Source organism: Massilia sp. UYP34 (assembly GCF_056279385.1).
Genome location: NZ_JBWBRF010000002.1, coordinates 402,934 through 421,899 on the forward strand (window position 1 = coordinate 402,934; position 18,966 = coordinate 421,899).

Below are 18,966 nucleotides of genomic sequence, written 5' to 3' on the forward strand. Positions count from 1 at the left end.
TCTCGCTGCAGCGCCTTGGTGCGCTCTGCGTCTGCAGTAGTCGGGCCTGGGCGCTGGCCAGTGTCACGCTCCTGTGGCGGAATCAATCCGCCGTCCACGCTGGTATGATTGCGGTACCATTACTGTTATGCGCATGTTTGTAGGGGCTTAAGAGCCCCGTACCGCGCAGCCAGTGCCGTTCACCAGCGGCAATAACGATAAGCGACCACTCAGCAGCGGAGACCATCTCTATGGGCATCAAACGCAGACAATTCCTGGCCTCGGCCGGCAGCGCGGCCGGTCTTGCCGGCCTGGGCAGCGTGCCGGGCGTCGCCAGCGCCGCTGCCAGGGGCGGGGCCCCGCTCTACCGGCAGGGCGGCGCACCGGTGCGGGCGCGGGTCGAAGACCTGCTCGGGCGCATGACGCTCGACGAGAAGATCGCGCAGATGCAGTGCCTATGGCAGAAAAAAGTCGCCGTGCAGAACGCGGACAGCAGCTTCTCGGGCGAGAAGGCTGCCGCCGCACTCCCGCACGGGGTGGGCATGCTCGCACGCCCGTCCGACCGCCAGCTTGGCAGCGGCGCCAACGTCGCCGGCGACGCCGGCCAGACCGTGAATCGCGGCCCGCGCGAGACCGCCGAGTACGTGAACGCGGTGCAGAAATGGGCGCTCGAGCGGACCCGGCTGGGTATTCCGGTCCTGATGCACGAGGAAGCGCTGCACGGTTATGCGGCGCGCGAAGCGACCAGCTTCCCGCAGGCGATCGGCCTGGCGTCGAGCTTCGATCCGGGCCTCGTGACCCGGGTGTTCGCGGTCGCCGCCCGCGAAATGCGCGCACGTGGCGCCAACCTGGCGCTGGCGCCGGTGGTGGACGTGGCGCGCGATCCGCGCTGGGGCCGCATCGAGGAAACGTTTGGCGAAGATCCGCACCTGTGCGGCGTGATCGGCAAGGCCGCCGTGATCGGCTTCTCGGGCGAGACGCTGCCGCTCGCACCGGGCAAGGTGCATGCGACCCTCAAGCACATGACCGGCCACGGCCAGCCTGAGAGCGGCACCAACATCGGCCCGGCGAACGTCGGCGAGCGCGCCCTGCGCGAAGATTTCTTCCCGCCCTTCGAAAAGATCGTCCGCGAGACGAAGATCGCGGCCGTCATGCCCTCGTATAACGAGATCGACGGCGTGCCGTCGCACGCCAACCGCTGGCTGCTCACCGACGTGCTGCGCAAGGAGTGGGGCTTCGAGGGCGTCACCGTGTCGGATTACATGGCGATCAACGAACTGGTCACCCGCCACAGCCTGGCCGCCACGCCCAAGGAAGCGACGCTGCGCGCCATCCAGGCCGGGGTCGACGTCGAAACCCCGGATCCGCTGGGCTTCCTGACCCTCGCCGAGCTGGTACGCGAGAACAAGGTCGCGCTCAAGGAGATCGACGACGCCGTGCGCCGCACCCTGACCTTGAAGTTCGACGCCGGATTGTTCGAGCATCCGTATGCCGACGCGGCCCAGGCCGATGCCCGCACCGCCACCCCGGACGCGATCGCGCTTGCGCGCGAGGCGGCGCGACGCAGCGCGGTGCTGCTGAAAAACGACAAGGGCCTGCTGCCGCTGCAGGCGGACAAGGTCGGCAAGCTGCTGCTGCTCGGCGCCCATGCCAGGGATACCCCGATCGGCGGCTATTCGGATGTGCCGCGCCACGTGGTCTCGGTCTACGAGGGCCTGCAGGAGGAAGCGCGCGCGCACGGCTTCGCGCTGGCCTACGCGGAAGGCGTGCGCCTGACCGAAGAACGGATCTGGGGCAAGGCCGAGATCATCTTTACGAAGCCGGAAGTCAACGCGCGCCTGATCGCCGAAGCGGTGGAGGCGGCGAAAGCGGCCGACACCATCGTCATGGTCCTGGGCGACAACGAAATGACGGCGCGCGAAGCGTGGGCCGACAACCACCTGGGCGACCGCATCACGCTCGACCTGCTGGGCCAGCAGAACGACCTGGCGCGCGCGATCTTCGCGCTGGGCAAGCCGACCGTGGTACTGCTGCTCAACGGCCGCCCGCTGTCGGCCACGCTGCTCGCCGAGCGCGCCGACGCCCTGCTCGAATGCTGGTACCTGGGCCAGGAGACCGGCCACGCGGTGGCCGACCTGCTGTTCGGGCGGGCCAGCCCGGGCGGCAAGCTGCCGGTCTCGATCGCGCGCGATCCGGGGCAGCTGCCGATGTACTACAACCGCAAGCCGAGCACGCGCCGCGGCTACATCGACGGGGTCACCACGCCGCTGTACCCGTTCGGCTTCGGCCTCTCGTACACGCGCTTCGAGATCTCGGCGCCGACGCTGGCGCCCGCGCGCATCGGCGTGGACGGCCGCACCCGGGTGCGGGTCGAGGTGCGCAACGTCGGCAACCGGCGCGGCGACGAGGTCGTGCAACTGTATATTCGCGACGACGTCAGCTCGGTCACTCGCCCGCTGCTGGAGCTGAAGGGCTTCCAGCGCGTGACCCTGGAGCCCGGCGAAACCCGCAGCCTGGGCTTCGACATCGGACCGGGCGATCTGTGGTTCTTCGACACCGGCATGCAGCGTGTCGTCGAGCCGGGCACGTTCTCCATCTTCGTGGGACCGAACAGCGTCGAGCTCAAGAAGGCGACCCTGACGGTGGCGTAAACCAGGCAACGTGCTGGCCGCCGCCTGGGGACAGGCAGGCGGCCTCTGTCTGCTCGCCTCGGGCGGGAGGGCGCGGTCGCGCCCGGGCGCTTGCGCCCTGGATGCGCCTGGGATGTGCTCTCTGCGAACTCCGGCAATCAAAAAAAACGCGGGCCGCTTGCGGCCCGCGTTGTCTTGCGCTGGAAGCGACCGGGATCAGAAGTCGTAGGACGCGCGCACGCCGAAGCTGCGGCCGGTCTTGAACCAGGCGCGGCCCAGCATGCCCACGTGCTGCTGCATCAGCTGCTTGACCGTGGTGTCGGTCAGGTTCGTCGCTTCCACGCCGATGCGCAGCTTCGGGGTGACGTTGTAGAAGAACGAACCGTCCAGCTGGCCATAGTCATCCATCCACAGCGGCAGGCCGAAGGCCTGGTTGTTGTCGCCGTTGTAGGTGCCGTAGGTCGGGCTGGCCGGGTTCATGTCGCGCGCGTCGGTGCCGCGGGTGCCGTAGGTGTTCACCCCCAGCAGGTAGCGCGAGCGCCAGTTGTAGGCCAGGCGCGCCTGGACCGGTCCGCGCTCGTACATGAGGGCGAGGTTGACGGTCTGCTTCGACAGGCCCTGCAGCGGCAGGTTGCCGAACGAGCGCATGTCGACGTCGCAGCCGTTGATCGACAGGTTCAGGTTGTCCGCGCCTTCGCCACCGCTGCACCATTCGGAAGAGACCGGGTTGTCGAGCTTGCGCTCGCTGTCGACGTAGGTGAAGCTGAGCTGGGTGCCGATGCCGCGCAGCCACTCCGGCACGAAGTCGAAGTACTGCTGGTAGGCGAGCTCGAAGCCGCGGGCGTAGCCGTGCGCGCCGTTGGTCGGGCCGGTGACCAGGAACTGGCGGTCTTGTCCGGCGGCGTCCTTCACCACGTAGTTGTAGTTCTGGTTGACGATGATGTTCTTGATGTCCTTGTTGAACAGCGCGAAAGTCAGCGAACCGGCCTTGGCGAAGTACCACTCGGCGGTCAGGTCGACCGAGGTGGCCGTGGCCGGGCGCAGGTTCGGGTTGCCCTGGCCGGTGCCGACCAGGTTGACGCCGTTGAACGTCACCGTGGTCGGCAGGCCGGTGTCGCCGCCACCGGTGGTGGTCGAGCGCACCGACTGCGACAGCGAGGTGTAGGCCCTCAGCTGGCTGAAGTCGGGGCGTGACATCGACCTGGCCACGGCGAAGCGGAACTGCAGGTTGTCCGCGGCCTTGTAGCGCAGGTTCAGGCTCGGCAGCCAGTTGTGGTAATCGTTCTCGTAGTCCTGGCGCTGCGCGAAGGCCGGGATGTTCGGGATCAGTTCGGCGCCGCGCACGTTTGCGCCCTCCGGGATGGTCGGCACGGTCGGGGAGAAGACCGTGTAGCCGAAGGCGTTCGACGAGGTCTTCACGTAGCGCACGCCGATGTTGCCGTCGATCGGATAGCCCAGGTCGTCGAAGCTGAAGCGGGCCTGGGTATAGAAGGCGCGGCTCTTTTCACTCTGCCGGTTGATGCTGGCCGGGTCGTTGGCGAAGCCGGCCGGCTTCCAGGGGGTGCAACTGTTCCAGCCCTGGATGGCGGTCAGCTCGTCGCACAGGACGGCCTGGTAGCCGTGCAGCCTGGCATAGCTGTCCGGGTAGCCGCGCGCCACGGCGTCGTCGGGGAACCACACGCCCGGGATGGTCACGTCGCCGCCGAAGAAGTTGGGCTGCCCGACCAGCGAGGCGCCGCCGGCGAAGCGCGGGTCGTTCAGGAATGCCTCGTGCGGGATGCGCGAGCCGATCATCCACGGCTGGGTCACGCCCTGCCAGTTATAGTCGGGATTGGTGTTCTGGTTGAGCGAATCGCGGTTCTGCAGGCGCACGCCGAAACGGACGTCGCGCAGCACCGGGTGATCGAAGTCGTACCTGACGTCGGTCTTCCACGCCTTGCTGTCGGCGACCGAGTTGTCCAGGTGCTCCATGGTGTAGGCCCAGTAGTATTTCGCCGGATCGGCGAAATGGGCCAGGTCGGCCGGGCTGAAGCTGAACGTCGGCTGGTCGCCGCGGAAGTCCACTCTCTGGCTCGGCACCTTGATCCCGGTCGCCACGTCCGAATCGAAGCCGTTGGTGCGGGCCTTGATGCGCTGGAAATCGGTGACCACGGTCCAGTTGGGCGACACGCGCCACTGGAGGTTCAGGGCGATGTCCTGGGTGCTCGACCTGCGGTCGGACACGCGGCGGTCGCTGTTGTAGTTGACGCCGCCGTTTTCCGGATTGGACCAGGTGCCGGCCAGCAGCGCGCCGGTATCGCTCCAGACGCCGTCCTGCACCTGCATGTCGTATGGGTTGCTCTCCTGGGTCAGCAGGGCCCGCTCGGACCAGTCTTCGCGGTAGCGCGAGCGGAAATAGGTCAGGCCGGCGGTCAGGTCGCGCATGGGGCGCCACTGCAAGGCCGCGTAGTCGCCCTTGCGGTTGCGGTTGAATTCCTGCGAGCGCCATTCGGCGCCCTTGGGCACCCACATGGTCCTGCCTGGAACGATGTCGTCGACGTGCGGGTAGTAGGGCGCGACGTACATCGCGTCGTTGCGGGTGTTGGTCTTGGAGGAGGCCAGGTCGATCAGGGCGCCGACCTCGCCGAGCGGCGTGGTCCAGCGGTTCGAAAACAGCAGCGAGCCGCTCGGGTCGGCGCGCTTCTTGAGCAGCTCCGAGTAGCTGGTGTTGACCGTGGCCGAACCCTTGAAGCCCTTGAAGTCGAACGGCATCGCGGTGCGCAGGTTGACGATGCCGGAAATGCCGCCCTCGATGTGCTCCGCCGACGGATTCTTGTACACGTCGACGCCGGCCATCAGCTCGGGGGGAACGTCGCTGAAGCTCAGGGAGCGCCCGCCGTTGGCCGAGAAGGCTTCGCGGCCGTTCAGTTCGGACAGCACGTAGGTCAGGCCGCGGATCGCGATGCCTGAACCCTCCACCGCATAGTGCTGCGGGTCGTTCGGCGCGCTGCGGTCCATGGTCACGCCGACCACGCGGCTGAGCACCTCGGTGATCGAACGGTCGGGCAGCTTGCCGATGTCTTCGGCGACGATCGAGTCGACCACTTCGTCGGAATCCTGCTTGAGCTTCTGGGCCGACTGGAGCGCCGCGCGCTGGCCGGTCACCTTGACGACGGCCGCGTTCGGCGCGCCGGGATCGGCGGCGGTGGTGTCGGTGGACTGGGACCATACTGCGCCGCTGTACAGGACGGCAGTCTGCGCAACCGCCGCGGCGATCACTGTTCTCTGGAACTTTCTCACGTTGTCTCCGTAATTTAGGTAATTTTTTTTATCCAACAGGTTGTCACGCGCCATGATGAATCGGGCTGTCACTAACACTATTTGTTATACGCTACCATAAAGATTCTGCCGACCTCCTGTTCATCTGAAGTTTTTGTGAATACACAACAGTTAATGCGGTAAAGCGCTGGGCGCAGCCGGGCGCGTCCCGAATGTCGCTACGAGAGAAGCACTTGCGCTGCGAGGGTGCCTGGTAACAATGTTCGGTCTGTCTACATGTCTACCGTACGTAATTGCGCCGCGCTCGTCAAGAAATCGGTTTCATCCAAGTCGGTTTTTTTTGAGGTTGTTGTTTTAGCCACCGCTTCCAGGGTCGGGCTACCTGATTCCCATAGGAGGAAGAGCAACCGCATGCGGCGCGGCGCCCGCAGTCTGGCGCGCTGCGACGTGGTGCGGCGCCGGCTCGGCTGCGGCGTTGCAGGCTGGCGAACGCGCAGCCCATGAAAGGTTTTCATGGACGCCAGGGAGCACAGGCAGGCATATGAATGGTAGCGTGAACATTTTTACTCCGGAGTACTTTCGGCCCGACGACAGCGGCGCGCCATGCCGAGCCCCGTCGGATAAGGCGGGTAGCGCCAGGCAGTCCGGGGCGCGCGCCTGGCATGGCCCAGCGCCCAGCCTCACGCGGGCGTCGTCACGGGGCGAATGGCGCGGCCGACGGCCCTGATCCGGTCGAGGGCAGGGCGGTGAATCAGGCGGCCGCGGGCGGCCGCACCTGGTGCGCGATGTAGGCGCGATGTTCCGGCATCCGGCTCACGACCTGGCCGATCATGTCGCGCACGCCGGCGAAGTGCCCGTGCACCTGGCGCATGTCCAGCGCGTCCACGAAAGGGTCGTAGCGCTTCGGGACCACGCCGAGCCCCATCAGCATGGCCACGAAGGACGGCTCGGCAAAGCCGTCGTGGTCCAGGATGGTCACCCGTCCGGTCTCGCGAAACAGCGCGATCTGGTGGCGCAGCGAATCCGGAATCGGCATGTTGGCGCAGTAGCGCCAGAATTCCGAATCGTCGCGCTGCGTCAGCTTGTAGTGCAGGATGATGAAGTCGCGCACCGATTCGTAGCGCATGCCCATGACGCGGTTGAACTCGTCAGCCAGTTCGGGGCGGCAGTCACGGTCCGGGAACAGTTCGAGCAGCTTGCCTACCGCGGTCTCGATCAGGTGGATGCTGGTCGATTCGAGCGGCTCGACGAAGCCGGCGGCCAGGCCCACCGCCACGCAATTCCCGATCCAGGACTTGCGCCGGCGGCCGGTCACGAAACGCAGCTGGCGCGGCTCGTCGAGCGCGGCGCCGTCGAGGGAGGCGAGCAGCGCCTCGCGCGCCCGATCGTCGCTGGTGAAGGCGCTGCTGTAGACGTGGCCGTTGCCGGTGCGGTGCTGCAGCGGGATGCGCCAGATCCAGCCGGCGTCCTTGGCGGTGGAGCGGGTATAGGGCAACAGCGAGGGCAACAGCGAGGGCGACAGCGAGGGCGACAGCGCGCTGGCCGTCCCTGCGGCGGCGCAGGGGACGGCCAGCGCGCTGTCGCATGGCAGCTGCCCGCTCCAGTGCTCGTAACCGGCTTTCAGGGCGCCCTCGATCAACAGGCCGCGAAAGCCCGAGCAGTCGATGAAAAGGTCGCCTTCGAGCCGGCGCCCGTCGCGCAGCTTGAGCGCCGTGATGAAGCCGTTGTCCGGGTGCCGCTCGACCTCGACCACCATGCCCTCGATGCGCCGGGCGCCGCGCGCCACGGCGTAGTCGCGCAGGTAACCGGCGTACAGGCCAGCGTCGAAATGGTAGCCATACGAATACGCGTCGCTGACCGAGGGCGTGCGGTTGTCCGGCGGCGCGAACTTCGACTGGCGCGCCATCATCGCGGACACCGACCAGTTCTCCAGCGCAGGCATGTTGTTGAACTCCCTGGCCATGCGCAGCCAGAACATGTGGGTCGGGTGCTTGCCGAGCGAAGGGCCGAAGTCGCCGAAGCCATGGAAGAAGCGGTTGCCGACGTGGCCCCAGTCCCTGAACTCGATGCCGAGCTTGTAGCTGGCCCGGGTTTGCCGCACGAAGTCGTCGGGATCCAGGCCCAGCGCGGCGTTGTAGAAGCGGATGGTGGGCAGGGTCGCCTCGCCGACCCCGATGGTGCCGATTTCGGGCGACTCCACCAGGGTCACCTCGCAGGGGGCGCCGGCGCGCCGCGCCAGGCGCTGCACCAGCGGGGCGGCGGTCATCCAGCCGGCGGTGCCGCCGCCCACGATCACGATCCGGCGGATCGGTTTGTCGTTCATGTCGTCTCCTGTTCCGGTTCCCGCCGCAGGGCGTGCCTGTCACGGCGTGTTCTGCATACGACGGGAAGTGTAGGGCAGGTTCCGATGGCCGCGCAATCAAAATGTTTGCGCATAACAAACGATGTTGTGCAGTTTTCGCGCGGCCGCGACGCCGCGTGGCGGGTCGGGGTGTCGTTGGAGAGTGCGGCGGGGCGCACGGACGCCCGCCGGCCCAGGCCGGCGTGGCGTCAATCCGTTTGCGGGGCAGCGCTATCGGCAGGCGAAGCTGGCCGCGTCCTCGACGTTGCCGCTGCCCTTGTAGCGCGCCACCTGCGGGAACGGGCACAGGGGCCGCGTGCGTGTCGCCGACCAGGTTGGCGGCAGGTCGGCGTTCACGCCCGCGGCATTGCCCGCGCCGCGGGCGCTGGCGGTCACGCTGTCCGGCGCCTGGCCATGCTCGACCCAGTTCACGAGCGGCGTCAGCATGTCGAACTGGTCGGTGGCCGGGCCGCCCGCGCAGTGGTTCATGCCGGGCACCGGGAAGTAGCGGGCGAAGTTCGATGCGTCACCCAGGTTGGCCGTGGCCAGGCCCCGGTACCAGTCGCGGGTGTCGTCGCTGGAAAAGATCGGGTCGCTGGTGCCATGGTAGACCAGCATCTTGGCGCCGCGCTGTTTGAGCTTGCCGAGATTGGTCGCGTCGGGCGCCGTCATGAAGGACATGGCGTTCTCGGGAAAGCGCGCGCTGGTGGCGTTGATCCGTGCCAGCATCTGGTCGAGGCTGCGCGTCAGGACGAAGTCGCGGCCGTCGAAGCTTGCCGGGTCTTCCGGCGGCGCCGAAAAGATGAAGGCGACCGCGCCGGAATCCAGGTTGATCGGCGCGCTGAACTTCCAGCTGGCCCAGCCGTTCGCCGCCAACCCGGCGTCGTAGGGGAAGCTGGTGTAGATGGTGGCGCCGGAGCCGGTCCTGGCGCCCGCGAATAGCGCGCCGATGCCGGTCTTTTGCGCCGCGCTCAGGCAGGCGCCGTCGCGCGCGCCGCTGCAGGTCGGCACGTCGCGCTGCAGGTCGAACGCGGCCTGGCAGGCGGCGCCGTCCTGGATCATGCCGTCCGTGGCGCCGTCGAGCGCGTCGCACTTGCCGAGCACCGCGTTCGACACGAGGGCGCGTTCCGGCTGGGTGAACCCGGTGGCGGGTTCGCCCGGCGTGCTGGCCAGCGCCGCGTAGGTCTTGGCGCCGGCGATGTTGGCGATCGCCGCCAGCGGCAGGCGGTAGCCGGGGTTCCCGACCAGGAAGCCGTCGTACTGGTCGGCGTAGCGGCTTGCCGCCACCATCGCGTGGCGCCCGCCGTTCGAGCATCCGCCGATGTAGGAACGGTCGGGGCCCTTGCCATAGGCGGCCTGGATCGCGCTCTTGGCCATCGGCGTGAGCTTGCCGACCGCGGCGTAGCCGTAGTCGAGGCGGGCCTCTGGGTCGAGCCCGAAGAACGGTGTCGGGGCGCCGTGGCCGGCGTCCGAACTGATGACGGCAAAGCCCATGTTCAGCGCGTTGTCGAGCGCCGCGGCGCCGGCCGGGCCGGTGGCGGGAACGACGCTGCCGTCGACGCCGCCGTTGGCCTGGTAGAACATGCGCCCGTTCCAGTCGAGCGGCAGGCGCATCTCGAAGCCGATCGCGTAGCGCTCGCCGTCGACCGGGCTGACCCTGCGCAGCATCTGGCCGGTGACCTGGCAGTGGGCCGCGACCGGCTTGCCGGCAACGGCGAGGGCGCCGGCGGCGACCGGCTTGGCGGCGGTGATGTGCGTGTCGGGATAGCTGATGCGGGTTGCGAGTTCGGCACAGGCGCCGAGCGCGGCGCCGACGGCCGGGGCCAGCCGGGGGAGCGGCGCGCCCTGCACGGGCGGAGCGGGTGCGACGGGCGGCGGGACGGGGGCGTCATCGTCGCTGCAGCCGGCCAGGCCCAGCGACGTGGTCAGGGCGGCGACGATGCCGAGGTGTCGGGCGTTCATGCGTGATGTCTCCTCTGCGGGGTAACAGATCGTGTCGAAACGTCGGATGTGCGGCTGTGCGCTGTGCGGCTGCGCGGCCCCGGCAGGGGCGCGCAGCAGTTACGTCGGAGAGCGGCGCTCAGTCCGGACGGACGTCCTTCAGGACGCCGATCGGCTGGTTCACCAGCTTGCCGTTGACCTTCTTCACCTCGCGGATGTACATGTTCTGCACGATGTCGCGGGTCTTCGGATCGATGCTGATCGGTCCGCGCGGGCTGTTCCACTTCATGTTCGACAGCACCTTCAGCGCCGCGTCGCCGGTGACCTTGCCGCCCAGCTTGCGGACGGTTTCATAGATCATGCCCATCGTGTCGTAGGCCGCGACGGTGACGAACGTGGGCGCCGGACGGCCCGGATTGGCGTCAGCGTAGGCTTTCAGGAAGATCTTGTTGGCCTCGTTGTCGAGCGCGGTCGAGTAATTGAGCACCGTGACCGCGCCGAGCGCACGCTCGCCCAGCGCCTCCAGGGTCGGGCTGTCGCTCGTCATGTCGCCCACGCCGAGAAACTTGATGCCCGCCTTGTCCAGTCCCTTGTCGCTGTACGCCTTGAGCATGCCGGCGCCGTCTTCGGCCCCCGGCGCGAAGAAGAAGACCGCGTCCGGCTTGGCGTCCTTCACGCGCTGCACGAACGGCGAATAGTCGGGATTGGCCAGCGGGATGCGCGAGGAACCGATGATCTTGCCGCCACTCTCGGTCAAGCCCTTGGCGAACTTCGCCTCGGCGTCGTGGCCGGTGCTGTAGTCGGTCACCAGCGAGAACACGTTGCCGATCTTGTTCTGCGCGGTCCAGGTGCCGAAGGGCTCGGTCATCTGCTGCATCGTCATCGAGGTGCGCAGCATGTAGGGCGACCTGGACGTGATGCCGGTCGTGACCGCGTTCATGACGATCATCGGCGTCTTGCCCTGCGTCGCCACCGGCGCCACCGCCAGCGCGCTCGGCGTCAGCGAAAAGCCGATCAGGAAGTCGACCTTTTCACGGCCGATCAGCTCCTGGGCCGCGCGCTTGGAGTGCTCGACGTTGCTGCCGCCGTCGTCGCGGTAGATGACCTGGATCTTCTTGCCGGCGACCTGGTCGCCGTGCAGCTTCATGTAGGTCTTGATCCCGTCCTCGAACGGCTTGCCGATGTTGACGAACGGCCCCGTGAGCGCGGCGATGACGCCGATCTTGATCGTGTCCTGCGCGAGAACGGGGGCGCTGGCGAGAGGCAGGATGGCAAGGCCAAGGCAGGCCAGGGTGTGCAGTTTCATGTTGTCTCCGTGTTTTTTAGGTTTCATGCAGCAACGATGGTGCCGGGTTCGGTTCCGTCATACATCGCATCGACCAGGGCCGCGCGCCGCTGCAGCACCGCGGCCTGGTTGATGGATCCCTTGTCGGTCTGCTCCCTGGCGTCGATCGAGGGCGGCTCGGCCAGCAGCAGCATGCGCTCGACCCGCTTCGACGACCCGCCCGCATCCACGTTCAGGGTCGCCAGCAGACCTGTGAAGAAAGCGCGCACCGGTTCGCTGGCCAGCACCTCGGCCGCCGCAGCGCCGGGCGGCAGCTCCGACAGCACCAGGCAGTTGTCCATGCGCGGGAACACGAGCAGGCCGATCGCGTGCCGGTTCAGGCCCGTGACCACCGCATCCTGCACGTAGGGCGCGCCCTGGCTGATGACGCGCGCGCGCAGCGGACCGACGCTCACGAAGGTGCCAGAACTGAGCTTGAAGTCCTCGGCGATGCGTCCGTCGAACATGAAGCCCAGTTCAGGATGCGCCTCGTCGACGAAGCGCAGGGCGTCGCCGGTGCAATAGTAGCCGTCGCTGTCGAAGGCCTCGGCCGTGAGCTGCGGCGCGCGCCAGTAGCCGGGCGTCACATGCGGACCGTGAAAGCGGGCCTCGAGCTTGCCGGCGAGCGGCACCAGCTTCACCTTGCAGCCCGGCGCCGGCACGCCGACGTAGCCGGCCTTGAGGATCGGCCCGGTGCCGAAGGTGCACGACGGCGACGTTTCGGTCATGCCCAGGCCGGTCATGATGCGGATCGACTCGCCGCAGCGCGCGAGCGCGACCCGGTCCAGGTGTTCCCACGCGGCCTGCGACAGCCCGGCCCCGGCGCAGAAGAACAGTTTCACGCGCGAGAAGAAGGTCTTGGCCAACTGGTCGTCGGTTTCCAGCGCCTCGGCCAGCATCTCCCAGGCCACCGGGATGTTGAAGTAGACGGTCGGGGCGATCTCGCGCAGGTTCCTCAGGGTGGTGGCGAAGTCCTTCGGCGTCGGCCGGCCGTCATCGAGGTAGAGCGTGCCGCCGTTGTAGAGCACGATGCCGACGTTGTGGCTGCCCCCGAAGGTGTGGTTCCAGGGCAGCCAGTCGAGCAGCACCGGCGGCTCCGCGCCAAAAAAGGGGAAGGTCTGCAGCAGCATCTGCTGGTTACTGCTGAGCATGCCGTGGGTGGTCACGACCGCCTTCGGCTTCTTGGTCGAGCCCGAGGTGAACAGGAACTTGGCGATGGTCGCCGGCCCCACCTGTGCGTTGCGGGCGTCGATGGTGGTGGGTTCGGTGGCGAGCAGCGACGCGAAGGCGGTGGCCGGGCGTCCCGGCACGTCGCCTGATGCCAGAATCAGTTCCATGTCCGGCGCCAGCACGGCCTCGATGGCGCGCGAATAGGCCGCGCCGTCGCTGGCGAACAGCGCGCCCGGCGTCAACTGCTCGATCAGGTCGCGCAGCTTGGCCGGGTCGGTCGCCACCAGCGAATAGGCCGGGGACAGCGGCGAATAGGGGATGCCGGCATACATGGCGCCGAGGGCGAGCTGGAAGTGTTCGAGGTCGTTCCCCGACAGGATGACCAGCGGGCGCTGCTCCGACAGGCCGCGGTCCAGCAGGGCCTGGCCGATGCGGCGCGCGTTTTCCAGCACCTTCGCATAGGACAGGCGGATCCATTCGCCATCAAGCCCGCGCCGCGCCACCAGCGTGCGCTCCGGGTGCGCGCGCGCGCCCTCGACCAGCCGGTCGGTGAAGCGCGCGGGGAAGGGCGCGAGCGGCGTGACCGCGTCGAGATGCCAGGCGCCGTCCACCTGGTAGGCGGCGACTTCGGGATTGCCGAGGTCGACATGCCGCCGCGCATGCGTCCCAGCTGCGAGCCCATCAGTGCCACCGCCCGCCACAATCGTTGATTGGGTCATGGCAGCCCCCTTCAGATCGGGAAGTGGCGCGGCGTGGTCTGTATCGTGATCCAGCGCAGGTCGGTGAACTCGGCGATGGCCGCCTTGCCGCCGAAGCGCCCGTAGCCGCTGCCCTTGACGCCGCCGAAGGGCATCTGCGCTTCGTCATGCACGGTCGGGCCATTGATGTGGCAGATGCCCGACTCGATGCGCCGGGCCAGCGCCATCGCGCGGCCGATGTCGCGGCTGAACACGGCCGCGGACAGGCCGTATTCGCTGTCGTTGGCCATGCGGATGGCTTCCTCGTCGCTGTCGAAACGCAGCACCGAGACGATCGGGCCGAACGATTCCTCCTGGTAGACCAGCATCTCGGGCGTGACGTTGTCGACGATCGCCGGCTGCATGATGTTGCCTTCCACGCCAGGACCGGACCGGGTCACCGCCGCGCCGCGGGCGCTGGCGTCGTCCAGCATCGCCTGCACGCGCTCGGCCGCGCCCGGGTCGATCATGCCGGCCAGCGGGGCGTCGCTGCGGGCCGCCTTGAGGGTCGCGGTCTTGGCGGCCAGCTTGCCGATGAACGCGTCGGCGACCTTGCGGTCGACCAGGATGCGGTCGGCCGACATGCAGATCTGGCCCTGGTTGAAGAAGGCGGAAAACGCCGCCGCTTCCACCGCCGCATCGAGGTCGGCGTCGTCCAGCACCACGACCGGGTTCTTGCCGCCCAGTTCCAGCAGCACCGGTTTCAGGTATTTCGCCGCCTGCTGGGCGATGATGCGTCCGACCTTGGTCGAACCGGTGAAGTTAATGCGGCGCACGGCCGGAGCGGCGATCAGGCGCTCGACGATCTGCGGCGCGTCGTCCGGGGCGTTGGTGATGACGTTCACCACGCCTTGCGGGAAGCCGGCGTCGACGAACGCCTGGCCGATCAGGCGGTGCAGCAGCGGGCACATCTCGGACGCTTTCAGGATGACCGTATTGCCGCAGGCGAGCGGCATGGCGAGCGCGCGCGTGCCGAGGATGATCGGCGCGTTCCAGGGCGCGATGCCGACCACGACGCCGCAGGCCTGGCGCACGCCCATGGCGAGCGAACCCGGCACGTCGGACGGAATGACTTCGCCGCTGATCTGGGTCGTCATGGACGCCGCTTCGCGCAGCATGTTGGACGCGAGCGTCACGTTGAACTGGTACCACATCGGCGCGCCGCCGCATTCCGCCACGGCGGTTTCGACGAACTGGCCGCGCAGCGCTTCCATCTTGTCGGCCGCTCGCAGGAGCAGGGTGCGGCGCTCGCCCGGCGCCATGGCCGACCAGGCGGGGAAGGCCGCCTTTGCGGCGGCGACGGCGGCGTCGACATCGTCGAGGGTGGCGGCGGCGGCGCGGGTGGCGACGTCGCCGGTGGCGGGATTACGGCGCTCAAAGGTGGCGCCGTTCGATGCGGGACGGGCTTGCCCGTTCAGCAGCAGGTCTGCTTGGAACATCAGAGGTCTCCTCTGTCAACTTCGATGGTAGGCGGCTGCCCGGTTGCGGGCGCCGCGCGGTGTATTTATTATTCGCAATTATTATGATCGACCGCTACGCCGCGCGGCTCACGGTTGGCGCTTGTAGGTCTGCAGGCCCGGCTTGATCGTCTTGTCGTCCAGGAACTGCTTGAGGCCTTCCTTGCGGCCTTTTTCCGGATCGCGGAAGTTCGACTGGTCGATCTTGGCGTACAGGTAGTCCTCGCCCTGTTCCCAGGTCAGCTCGCGGCAGCGCTTGAAGCCGACCTTCGCATAGCGCAGCACCACCGGGTTCTTTTCGAGCAGCTTGTTCGCCAGTTCGATGACGGCGGCGCGCAGCTGGTCCTTCGGCACGCTCTTGTTGACGAGCCCCATGGCGGCCGCTTCCTTGCCGGTGAAGGTGTCGCCGGTCATGATGTAGTGCAGCGCCTGGCGGTGGCCCATGGTGTCGGCCACGGCCTTGCTGACCAGGTTGCCCGGCGGGATACCCCAGTTCACTTCCGACAGGCCGAACACGGCGTCGTCGGCGGCGATCGCCAGGTCGCAGGCGACCAGCGGCGAGAACGCGCCGCCGAAGCACCAGCCGTTGACCATGGCGATGGTCGCCTTGCTGTACATGCGCAGCAGCTTCCATTGCCACTGCGAGCAGTCGCGGCGCATCCGCTCCTGCATGATTTCGGGCTTGCCGTCGGTCTCGCGGAAGTATTCCTTCAGATCCATCCCGGCGGTCCAGGCCTCGCCCGCGCCGGTCAGCACCACGACCTGCGCATCGTCGTCCAGCTCGAGGGTTTCGAGCACGTCGATCATCTCGCGGTTGAGCGTCGGGCTCATGGCATTGCGCTTCTCCGGACGGTTCAGGGTGATCCAGCCGATACCGTTCGCGACTTCCACTTCGACGGTTTGCCAGCGCGCAGCGTATTTGGACATACAATGTCTCCTCAGTAGTAAGAATATTATCAGGCTGCCTGATATACGGCTTATACTATGCCGAGCTGATTTCGCTGACAAGCACTTTTTCATGACTATTTCAAAAAAACCTTCACCGGCATCCAGGGCCCCCGCCGCCGTCTCCACCGCCAAGCCGATCGGCCTGGCGTACCTGGTCGGGCGTCTCGACCACATACTGAGCCAGCGCCTGCGCGAGAGCCTGGCGCCGGCCGGCCTCACCGTGCCGCAGTACACGGCCCTGTCCGTGTTTCGCGCGCACGGGTCCCTGTCGAACGCCCAGCTCGCCACGCGCACGATGATTTCGCCGCAGTCGGCCAACGAGATGGTCAAGCAGATGGAAGCGAAGGGATGGATCGCGCGCACGCCCGATCCGGCGCACGGGCGCATCATCCAGATCAACCTGACCACGGCCGGGCATGCGGTGCTGGGGCAGTGCGATCCAAAGGTGGCAGAGGTGGAGCGGGCGATGTTCCCGGATCTGGACGAGGCCGCAAGGGCGCAGCTGCTGGCGCAGTTGCGCGGGGCGGTCAAGGCGCTGAGCGCGCTGGAGGCGTAAGGCCGCGCTTGAGGCCTGCGGTCATGGCGCCGGCGGGCCTGATGGCGCGCCGGCGCCCGGGTGTTACTTGCCCGGATCCTTCTGGTTCGCGAACTGGTCGAACTCCACGTTGTACGGCTGCCCGTTCACCTTTTCCACCTTGCGCACGTAGACCGTCTGCACCACGTCGCGCGTGGCCGGGTCGATCATGATCGGCCCGCGCGGGCTCTGGATCTTCATTCCCTTGAGCACCGCCATCGCCTTGTCGCCCTCGATCTTGCCGCCCAGCTTGTTGCTGACCTGGTAGATCGCGTTCATGCCGTCGTAGGCGGCCACCGCCATGAAGTTCGGGCGGCCGCCCTGCGGGTTGGCCGAGGCGAAACTCTTCAGGAAGGCTTCGTTCTCGGGCGACTTGTGCGCGGCCGAGTAGTGGAAGGTGGTGATCACGCCCAGCGTGTTGTCGCCCATGGCCGGCAGCACGTGGTCGTCGGTCAGGTCGCCGGTGGCGATGACCTTGATGCCGGCCTCCGCCAGGCCGCGTTCGCGGTAGCCCTTCATGAAGGCGATGCTCTGCTCGCCGGCCGGCACGAAGACGAACACGGCGTCCGGCTTGATGTTCTTGATGCGCTGGATGAAGGGGGCGAATTCCGGGTTGCGCAGCGGGACGCGGATCGCGTCGACGATCTTGCCGCCGTTTTTCACCAGGCGCTCGCTGAAGGCCTTTTCGGCGTCGATCCCGGGGCCGTAGTCGGCCACCACGGTCACCACGTTGTTCACCTTGTTCTTGACGGCCCAGTCGGCCATGGGCGCTGAGATCTGCGGCAGCGTCATCGAAAAGCGCGCGATGTAATCGGACCTGGTGGTGATCACCGAGGTGGCCGCGTTCATGATGATCATCGGCTTTTTCGCCTGCTGGGCGATCGGCGCCACGGCCAGGGCTTCCGGCGTCAGGCCGAAGCCCGCCAGGAAGTCGACCTTGTCGCGCACGACGAGTTCCTGCGCCAGGCGCTTGGCGACTTCCGGCGCCGGACCGGTGGTGTCCTTGTAGATGATCTGGATCTTCTTGCCGGCCACCGTGTCGCCGTGCTGGGCCATCCAGGCCTTGATCCCGCCCTGCATCTGCTTGCCGTAGTCGGCGAACGGTCCGGAAAACGCGGCGATGACGCCGACCTTGATGGTGTCCTGCGCATGCGCCCCGGGCGCGAAGGCGAGGGTGGCGGCAGCGAGCGCGGTTGCGGCGGCAATCGTCGTGTATTTCATGTTTTGTCTCCTGTGGTGGGTCTTGTCCGATGCCTGGTGGGCCAGGCATCGGTGTGTCGTTGTCGACACGGATCATATCAGGCTGCCTCATATTGTTGACAACCTTCGGCGACGTCAATAGTATCTAAAACACGTTCGATTAACAACTTCTTGTTCGATAATCGCACGACCCATAAAAACCACGGAGACAACATGAAGAACACCACCTGCAGCGCCGCCGCGCTGGTATGCGGTATCGCCGCCGCCTGCGCCACCACCTTCGCCCACGCCCAGGCCACGGTCCAGCTCTACGGCATCGTCGACAGCGGCCTGGCCCGCATGACGAACGTGAACAGCGCGGGCGATTCGGTCACCAAGATGCCGTCGCTTACCAGCTCCTTCCCGTCGCGCATCGGCTTTCGCGGCACCGAGGATCTCGGCGGCGGGCTGCAGGCGTTCTTCGTGCTCGAGAACGGCTTGGCGATGGACACGGGGGCGCAGCAGCAGGGCGGCCGCCTGTTCGGGCGGGCGGCGAACGTCGGCCTGAAAGGCGCGTGGGGCACGCTGACGGTGGGTCGCCAGCAGAACATGACCTACATCGCGGGACTGAAGACCGACGTGCTGGGACCGCACCTGTTCGCCATCGGCAGCATCGATCCTTACCTGCCGAATGCGCGCAGCGACAACGCGATCGGCTACATGGGCAATTTCAGTGGCTTCGTGCTGGGCGCGACCTACAGCTTCGGGCGCGACGCTTCAAGCGCCGGCGGTCCTGCCGCGACCAACTGTCCCGGCGAGGTGGCGGGCAACGCCAAGGCCTGCCGCCAGTACACCGGCCTGATCGGCTACGAGACCAAGGCCTTCGGCCTGAATGCCACGTATGACCGCATGTACGGCAACACCGGCGCGGCCGGTGGCCTGGCCACCAGCGCCAACACCGACATCCGTGCCACCGTCAACGGCTACCTGATGCTGGGTCCGACCAAGCTGGGCGGCGGCGTCATCGCGCGCGAACTCAATGCCGTGACCGGGCAAACCGAATCGAACCTGTACTACTTCGGCGTCAGCCACCCGATCGGCGCCTTCACGATCGACGCCCAGGTCGCGCGCCGCGACACCAAGGACTCGGACTCGGACGTCGACATGCTGGTTGCGCGCCTGACCTACGCGATGTCGAAGCGCACCTTCGTCTACACGGCGGTGGGCCGCATGGACAACGACGGCGCCTCGGCGGTGGCGCTCGATGCCGGCGGCACCGTCGGGGTTGGGTTGGCGCAGAACGGCGTCATGGCGGGCCTGCGTCACCACTTCTGAACGCGCCTCGATCAACCTACTGCGCGTCGGATCTTCGGTCTGCGGTGCTCGCCGTACGTTTGTACGGCTGCGCTCCTCGACCGAAGCTCCTTC

At 67.3% G+C, this 18,966-nt stretch carries 12 protein-coding genes; 3 read left to right on the top strand and 9 right to left on the bottom strand.

Annotation, left to right across the window (positions count from 1 at the left end):
* The first annotated feature begins 230 nt into the window (after positions 1 to 230).
* The gene (locus tag ACZ9AQ_RS05170) at positions 231 to 2,630 is read left to right on the top strand and encodes a glycoside hydrolase family 3 N-terminal domain-containing protein (protein WP_429202259.1); all 2,400 of its coding nucleotides are present in this window, start codon (positions 231 to 233) and stop codon (positions 2,628 to 2,630) included.
* Between the two features lie 195 nt (positions 2,631 to 2,825).
* Here the strand turns inward: ACZ9AQ_RS05170 and ACZ9AQ_RS05175 are convergent, their stop codons facing one another.
* From ACZ9AQ_RS05175 to ACZ9AQ_RS05210, 8 genes are all read right to left on the bottom strand, one after another.
* Positions 2,826 to 5,888: a TonB-dependent receptor gene (locus ACZ9AQ_RS05175; RefSeq protein ID WP_429202258.1), complete on the bottom strand. Its 3,063-nt coding sequence runs from the start codon at positions 5,886 to 5,888 to the stop codon at positions 2,826 to 2,828.
* A gap of 251 nt (positions 5,889 to 6,139) precedes the next feature.
* On the bottom strand, positions 6,140 to 6,382 hold the full coding sequence (locus ACZ9AQ_RS05180) for a hypothetical protein (RefSeq protein WP_429202256.1): 243 nt from the start codon (positions 6,380 to 6,382) through the stop codon (positions 6,140 to 6,142).
* 236 nt (positions 6,383 to 6,618) lie between these two features.
* Complete coding sequence (locus ACZ9AQ_RS05185; protein ID WP_429202254.1) at positions 6,619 to 8,190, bottom strand: tryptophan halogenase family protein; 1,572 nt, start codon at positions 8,188 to 8,190, stop codon at positions 6,619 to 6,621.
* Between the two features lie 249 nt (positions 8,191 to 8,439).
* On the bottom strand, positions 8,440 to 10,170 hold the full coding sequence (locus tag ACZ9AQ_RS05190; protein ID WP_429202252.1) for a tannase/feruloyl esterase family alpha/beta hydrolase: 1,731 nt from the start codon (positions 10,168 to 10,170) through the stop codon (positions 8,440 to 8,442).
* A 118-nt stretch (positions 10,171 to 10,288) separates the two neighbouring features.
* Positions 10,289 to 11,455, bottom strand: coding sequence for an ABC transporter substrate-binding protein (locus ACZ9AQ_RS05195; RefSeq protein WP_429202251.1), 1,167 nt, complete (start codon positions 11,453 to 11,455; stop codon positions 10,289 to 10,291).
* A gap of 23 nt (positions 11,456 to 11,478) precedes the next feature.
* Complete coding sequence (locus ACZ9AQ_RS05200) at positions 11,479 to 13,362, bottom strand: feruloyl-CoA synthase (protein WP_429202249.1); 1,884 nt, start codon at positions 13,360 to 13,362, stop codon at positions 11,479 to 11,481.
* A gap of 11 nt (positions 13,363 to 13,373) precedes the next feature.
* Positions 13,374 to 14,819, bottom strand: coding sequence for an aldehyde dehydrogenase (locus tag ACZ9AQ_RS05205; RefSeq protein ID WP_429202247.1), 1,446 nt, complete (start codon positions 14,817 to 14,819; stop codon positions 13,374 to 13,376).
* A gap of 108 nt (positions 14,820 to 14,927) precedes the next feature.
* Positions 14,928 to 15,764, bottom strand: coding sequence for a p-hydroxycinnamoyl CoA hydratase/lyase (locus ACZ9AQ_RS05210; RefSeq protein ID WP_429202246.1), 837 nt, complete (start codon positions 15,762 to 15,764; stop codon positions 14,928 to 14,930).
* A 91-nt stretch (positions 15,765 to 15,855) separates the two neighbouring features.
* On the opposite strand from ACZ9AQ_RS05210, the gene ACZ9AQ_RS05215 reads away from it, so the two are divergent.
* The gene (locus ACZ9AQ_RS05215) at positions 15,856 to 16,341 is read left to right on the top strand and encodes a MarR family winged helix-turn-helix transcriptional regulator (protein ID WP_429202244.1); all 486 of its coding nucleotides are present in this window, start codon (positions 15,856 to 15,858) and stop codon (positions 16,339 to 16,341) included.
* A gap of 63 nt (positions 16,342 to 16,404) precedes the next feature.
* Here the strand turns inward: ACZ9AQ_RS05215 and ACZ9AQ_RS05220 are convergent, their stop codons facing one another.
* Positions 16,405 to 17,580 (bottom strand): ABC transporter substrate-binding protein, encoded by a 1,176-nt coding sequence (locus ACZ9AQ_RS05220; protein WP_429202242.1) that lies wholly within the window; start codon positions 17,578 to 17,580, stop codon positions 16,405 to 16,407.
* 192 nt (positions 17,581 to 17,772) lie between these two features.
* Between ACZ9AQ_RS05220 and ACZ9AQ_RS05225 the strand changes: the two genes are divergently transcribed.
* A complete protein-coding gene (locus tag ACZ9AQ_RS05225; RefSeq protein ID WP_429202240.1) occupies positions 17,773 to 18,873 on the top strand; it encodes a porin in 1,101 nt (366 codons plus the stop codon).
* Positions 18,874 to 18,966 lie beyond the last annotated feature (93 nt).

Bases quoted from the DNA above. Each gene is read 5' to 3' on its own strand.
- ACZ9AQ_RS05170 (WP_429202259.1), top strand. From the start codon at position 231: ATGGGCATCAAACGCAGACAATTCCTGGCCTCGGCCGGCAGCGCGGCC.
- ACZ9AQ_RS05180 (WP_429202256.1), bottom strand. From the start codon at position 6,382: ATGAAAACCTTTCATGGGCTGCGCGTTCGCCAGCCTGCAACGCCGCAG.
- ACZ9AQ_RS05185 (WP_429202254.1), bottom strand. From the start codon at position 8,190: ATGAACGACAAACCGATCCGCCGGATCGTGATCGTGGGCGGCGGCACC.
- ACZ9AQ_RS05190 (WP_429202252.1), bottom strand. From the start codon at position 10,170: ATGAACGCCCGACACCTCGGCATCGTCGCCGCCCTGACCACGTCGCTG.
- ACZ9AQ_RS05195 (WP_429202251.1), bottom strand. From the start codon at position 11,455: ATGAAACTGCACACCCTGGCCTGCCTTGGCCTTGCCATCCTGCCTCTC.
- ACZ9AQ_RS05200 (WP_429202249.1), bottom strand. From the start codon at position 13,362: ATGACCCAATCAACGATTGTGGCGGGCGGTGGCACTGATGGGCTCGCA.
- ACZ9AQ_RS05205 (WP_429202247.1), bottom strand. From the start codon at position 14,819: ATGTTCCAAGCAGACCTGCTGCTGAACGGGCAAGCCCGTCCCGCATCG.
- ACZ9AQ_RS05210 (WP_429202246.1), bottom strand. From the start codon at position 15,764: ATGTCCAAATACGCTGCGCGCTGGCAAACCGTCGAAGTGGAAGTCGCG.
- ACZ9AQ_RS05215 (WP_429202244.1), top strand. From the start codon at position 15,856: ATGACTATTTCAAAAAAACCTTCACCGGCATCCAGGGCCCCCGCCGCC.
- ACZ9AQ_RS05220 (WP_429202242.1), bottom strand. From the start codon at position 17,580: ATGAAATACACGACGATTGCCGCCGCAACCGCGCTCGCTGCCGCCACC.
- ACZ9AQ_RS05225 (WP_429202240.1), top strand. From the start codon at position 17,773: ATGAAGAACACCACCTGCAGCGCCGCCGCGCTGGTATGCGGTATCGCC.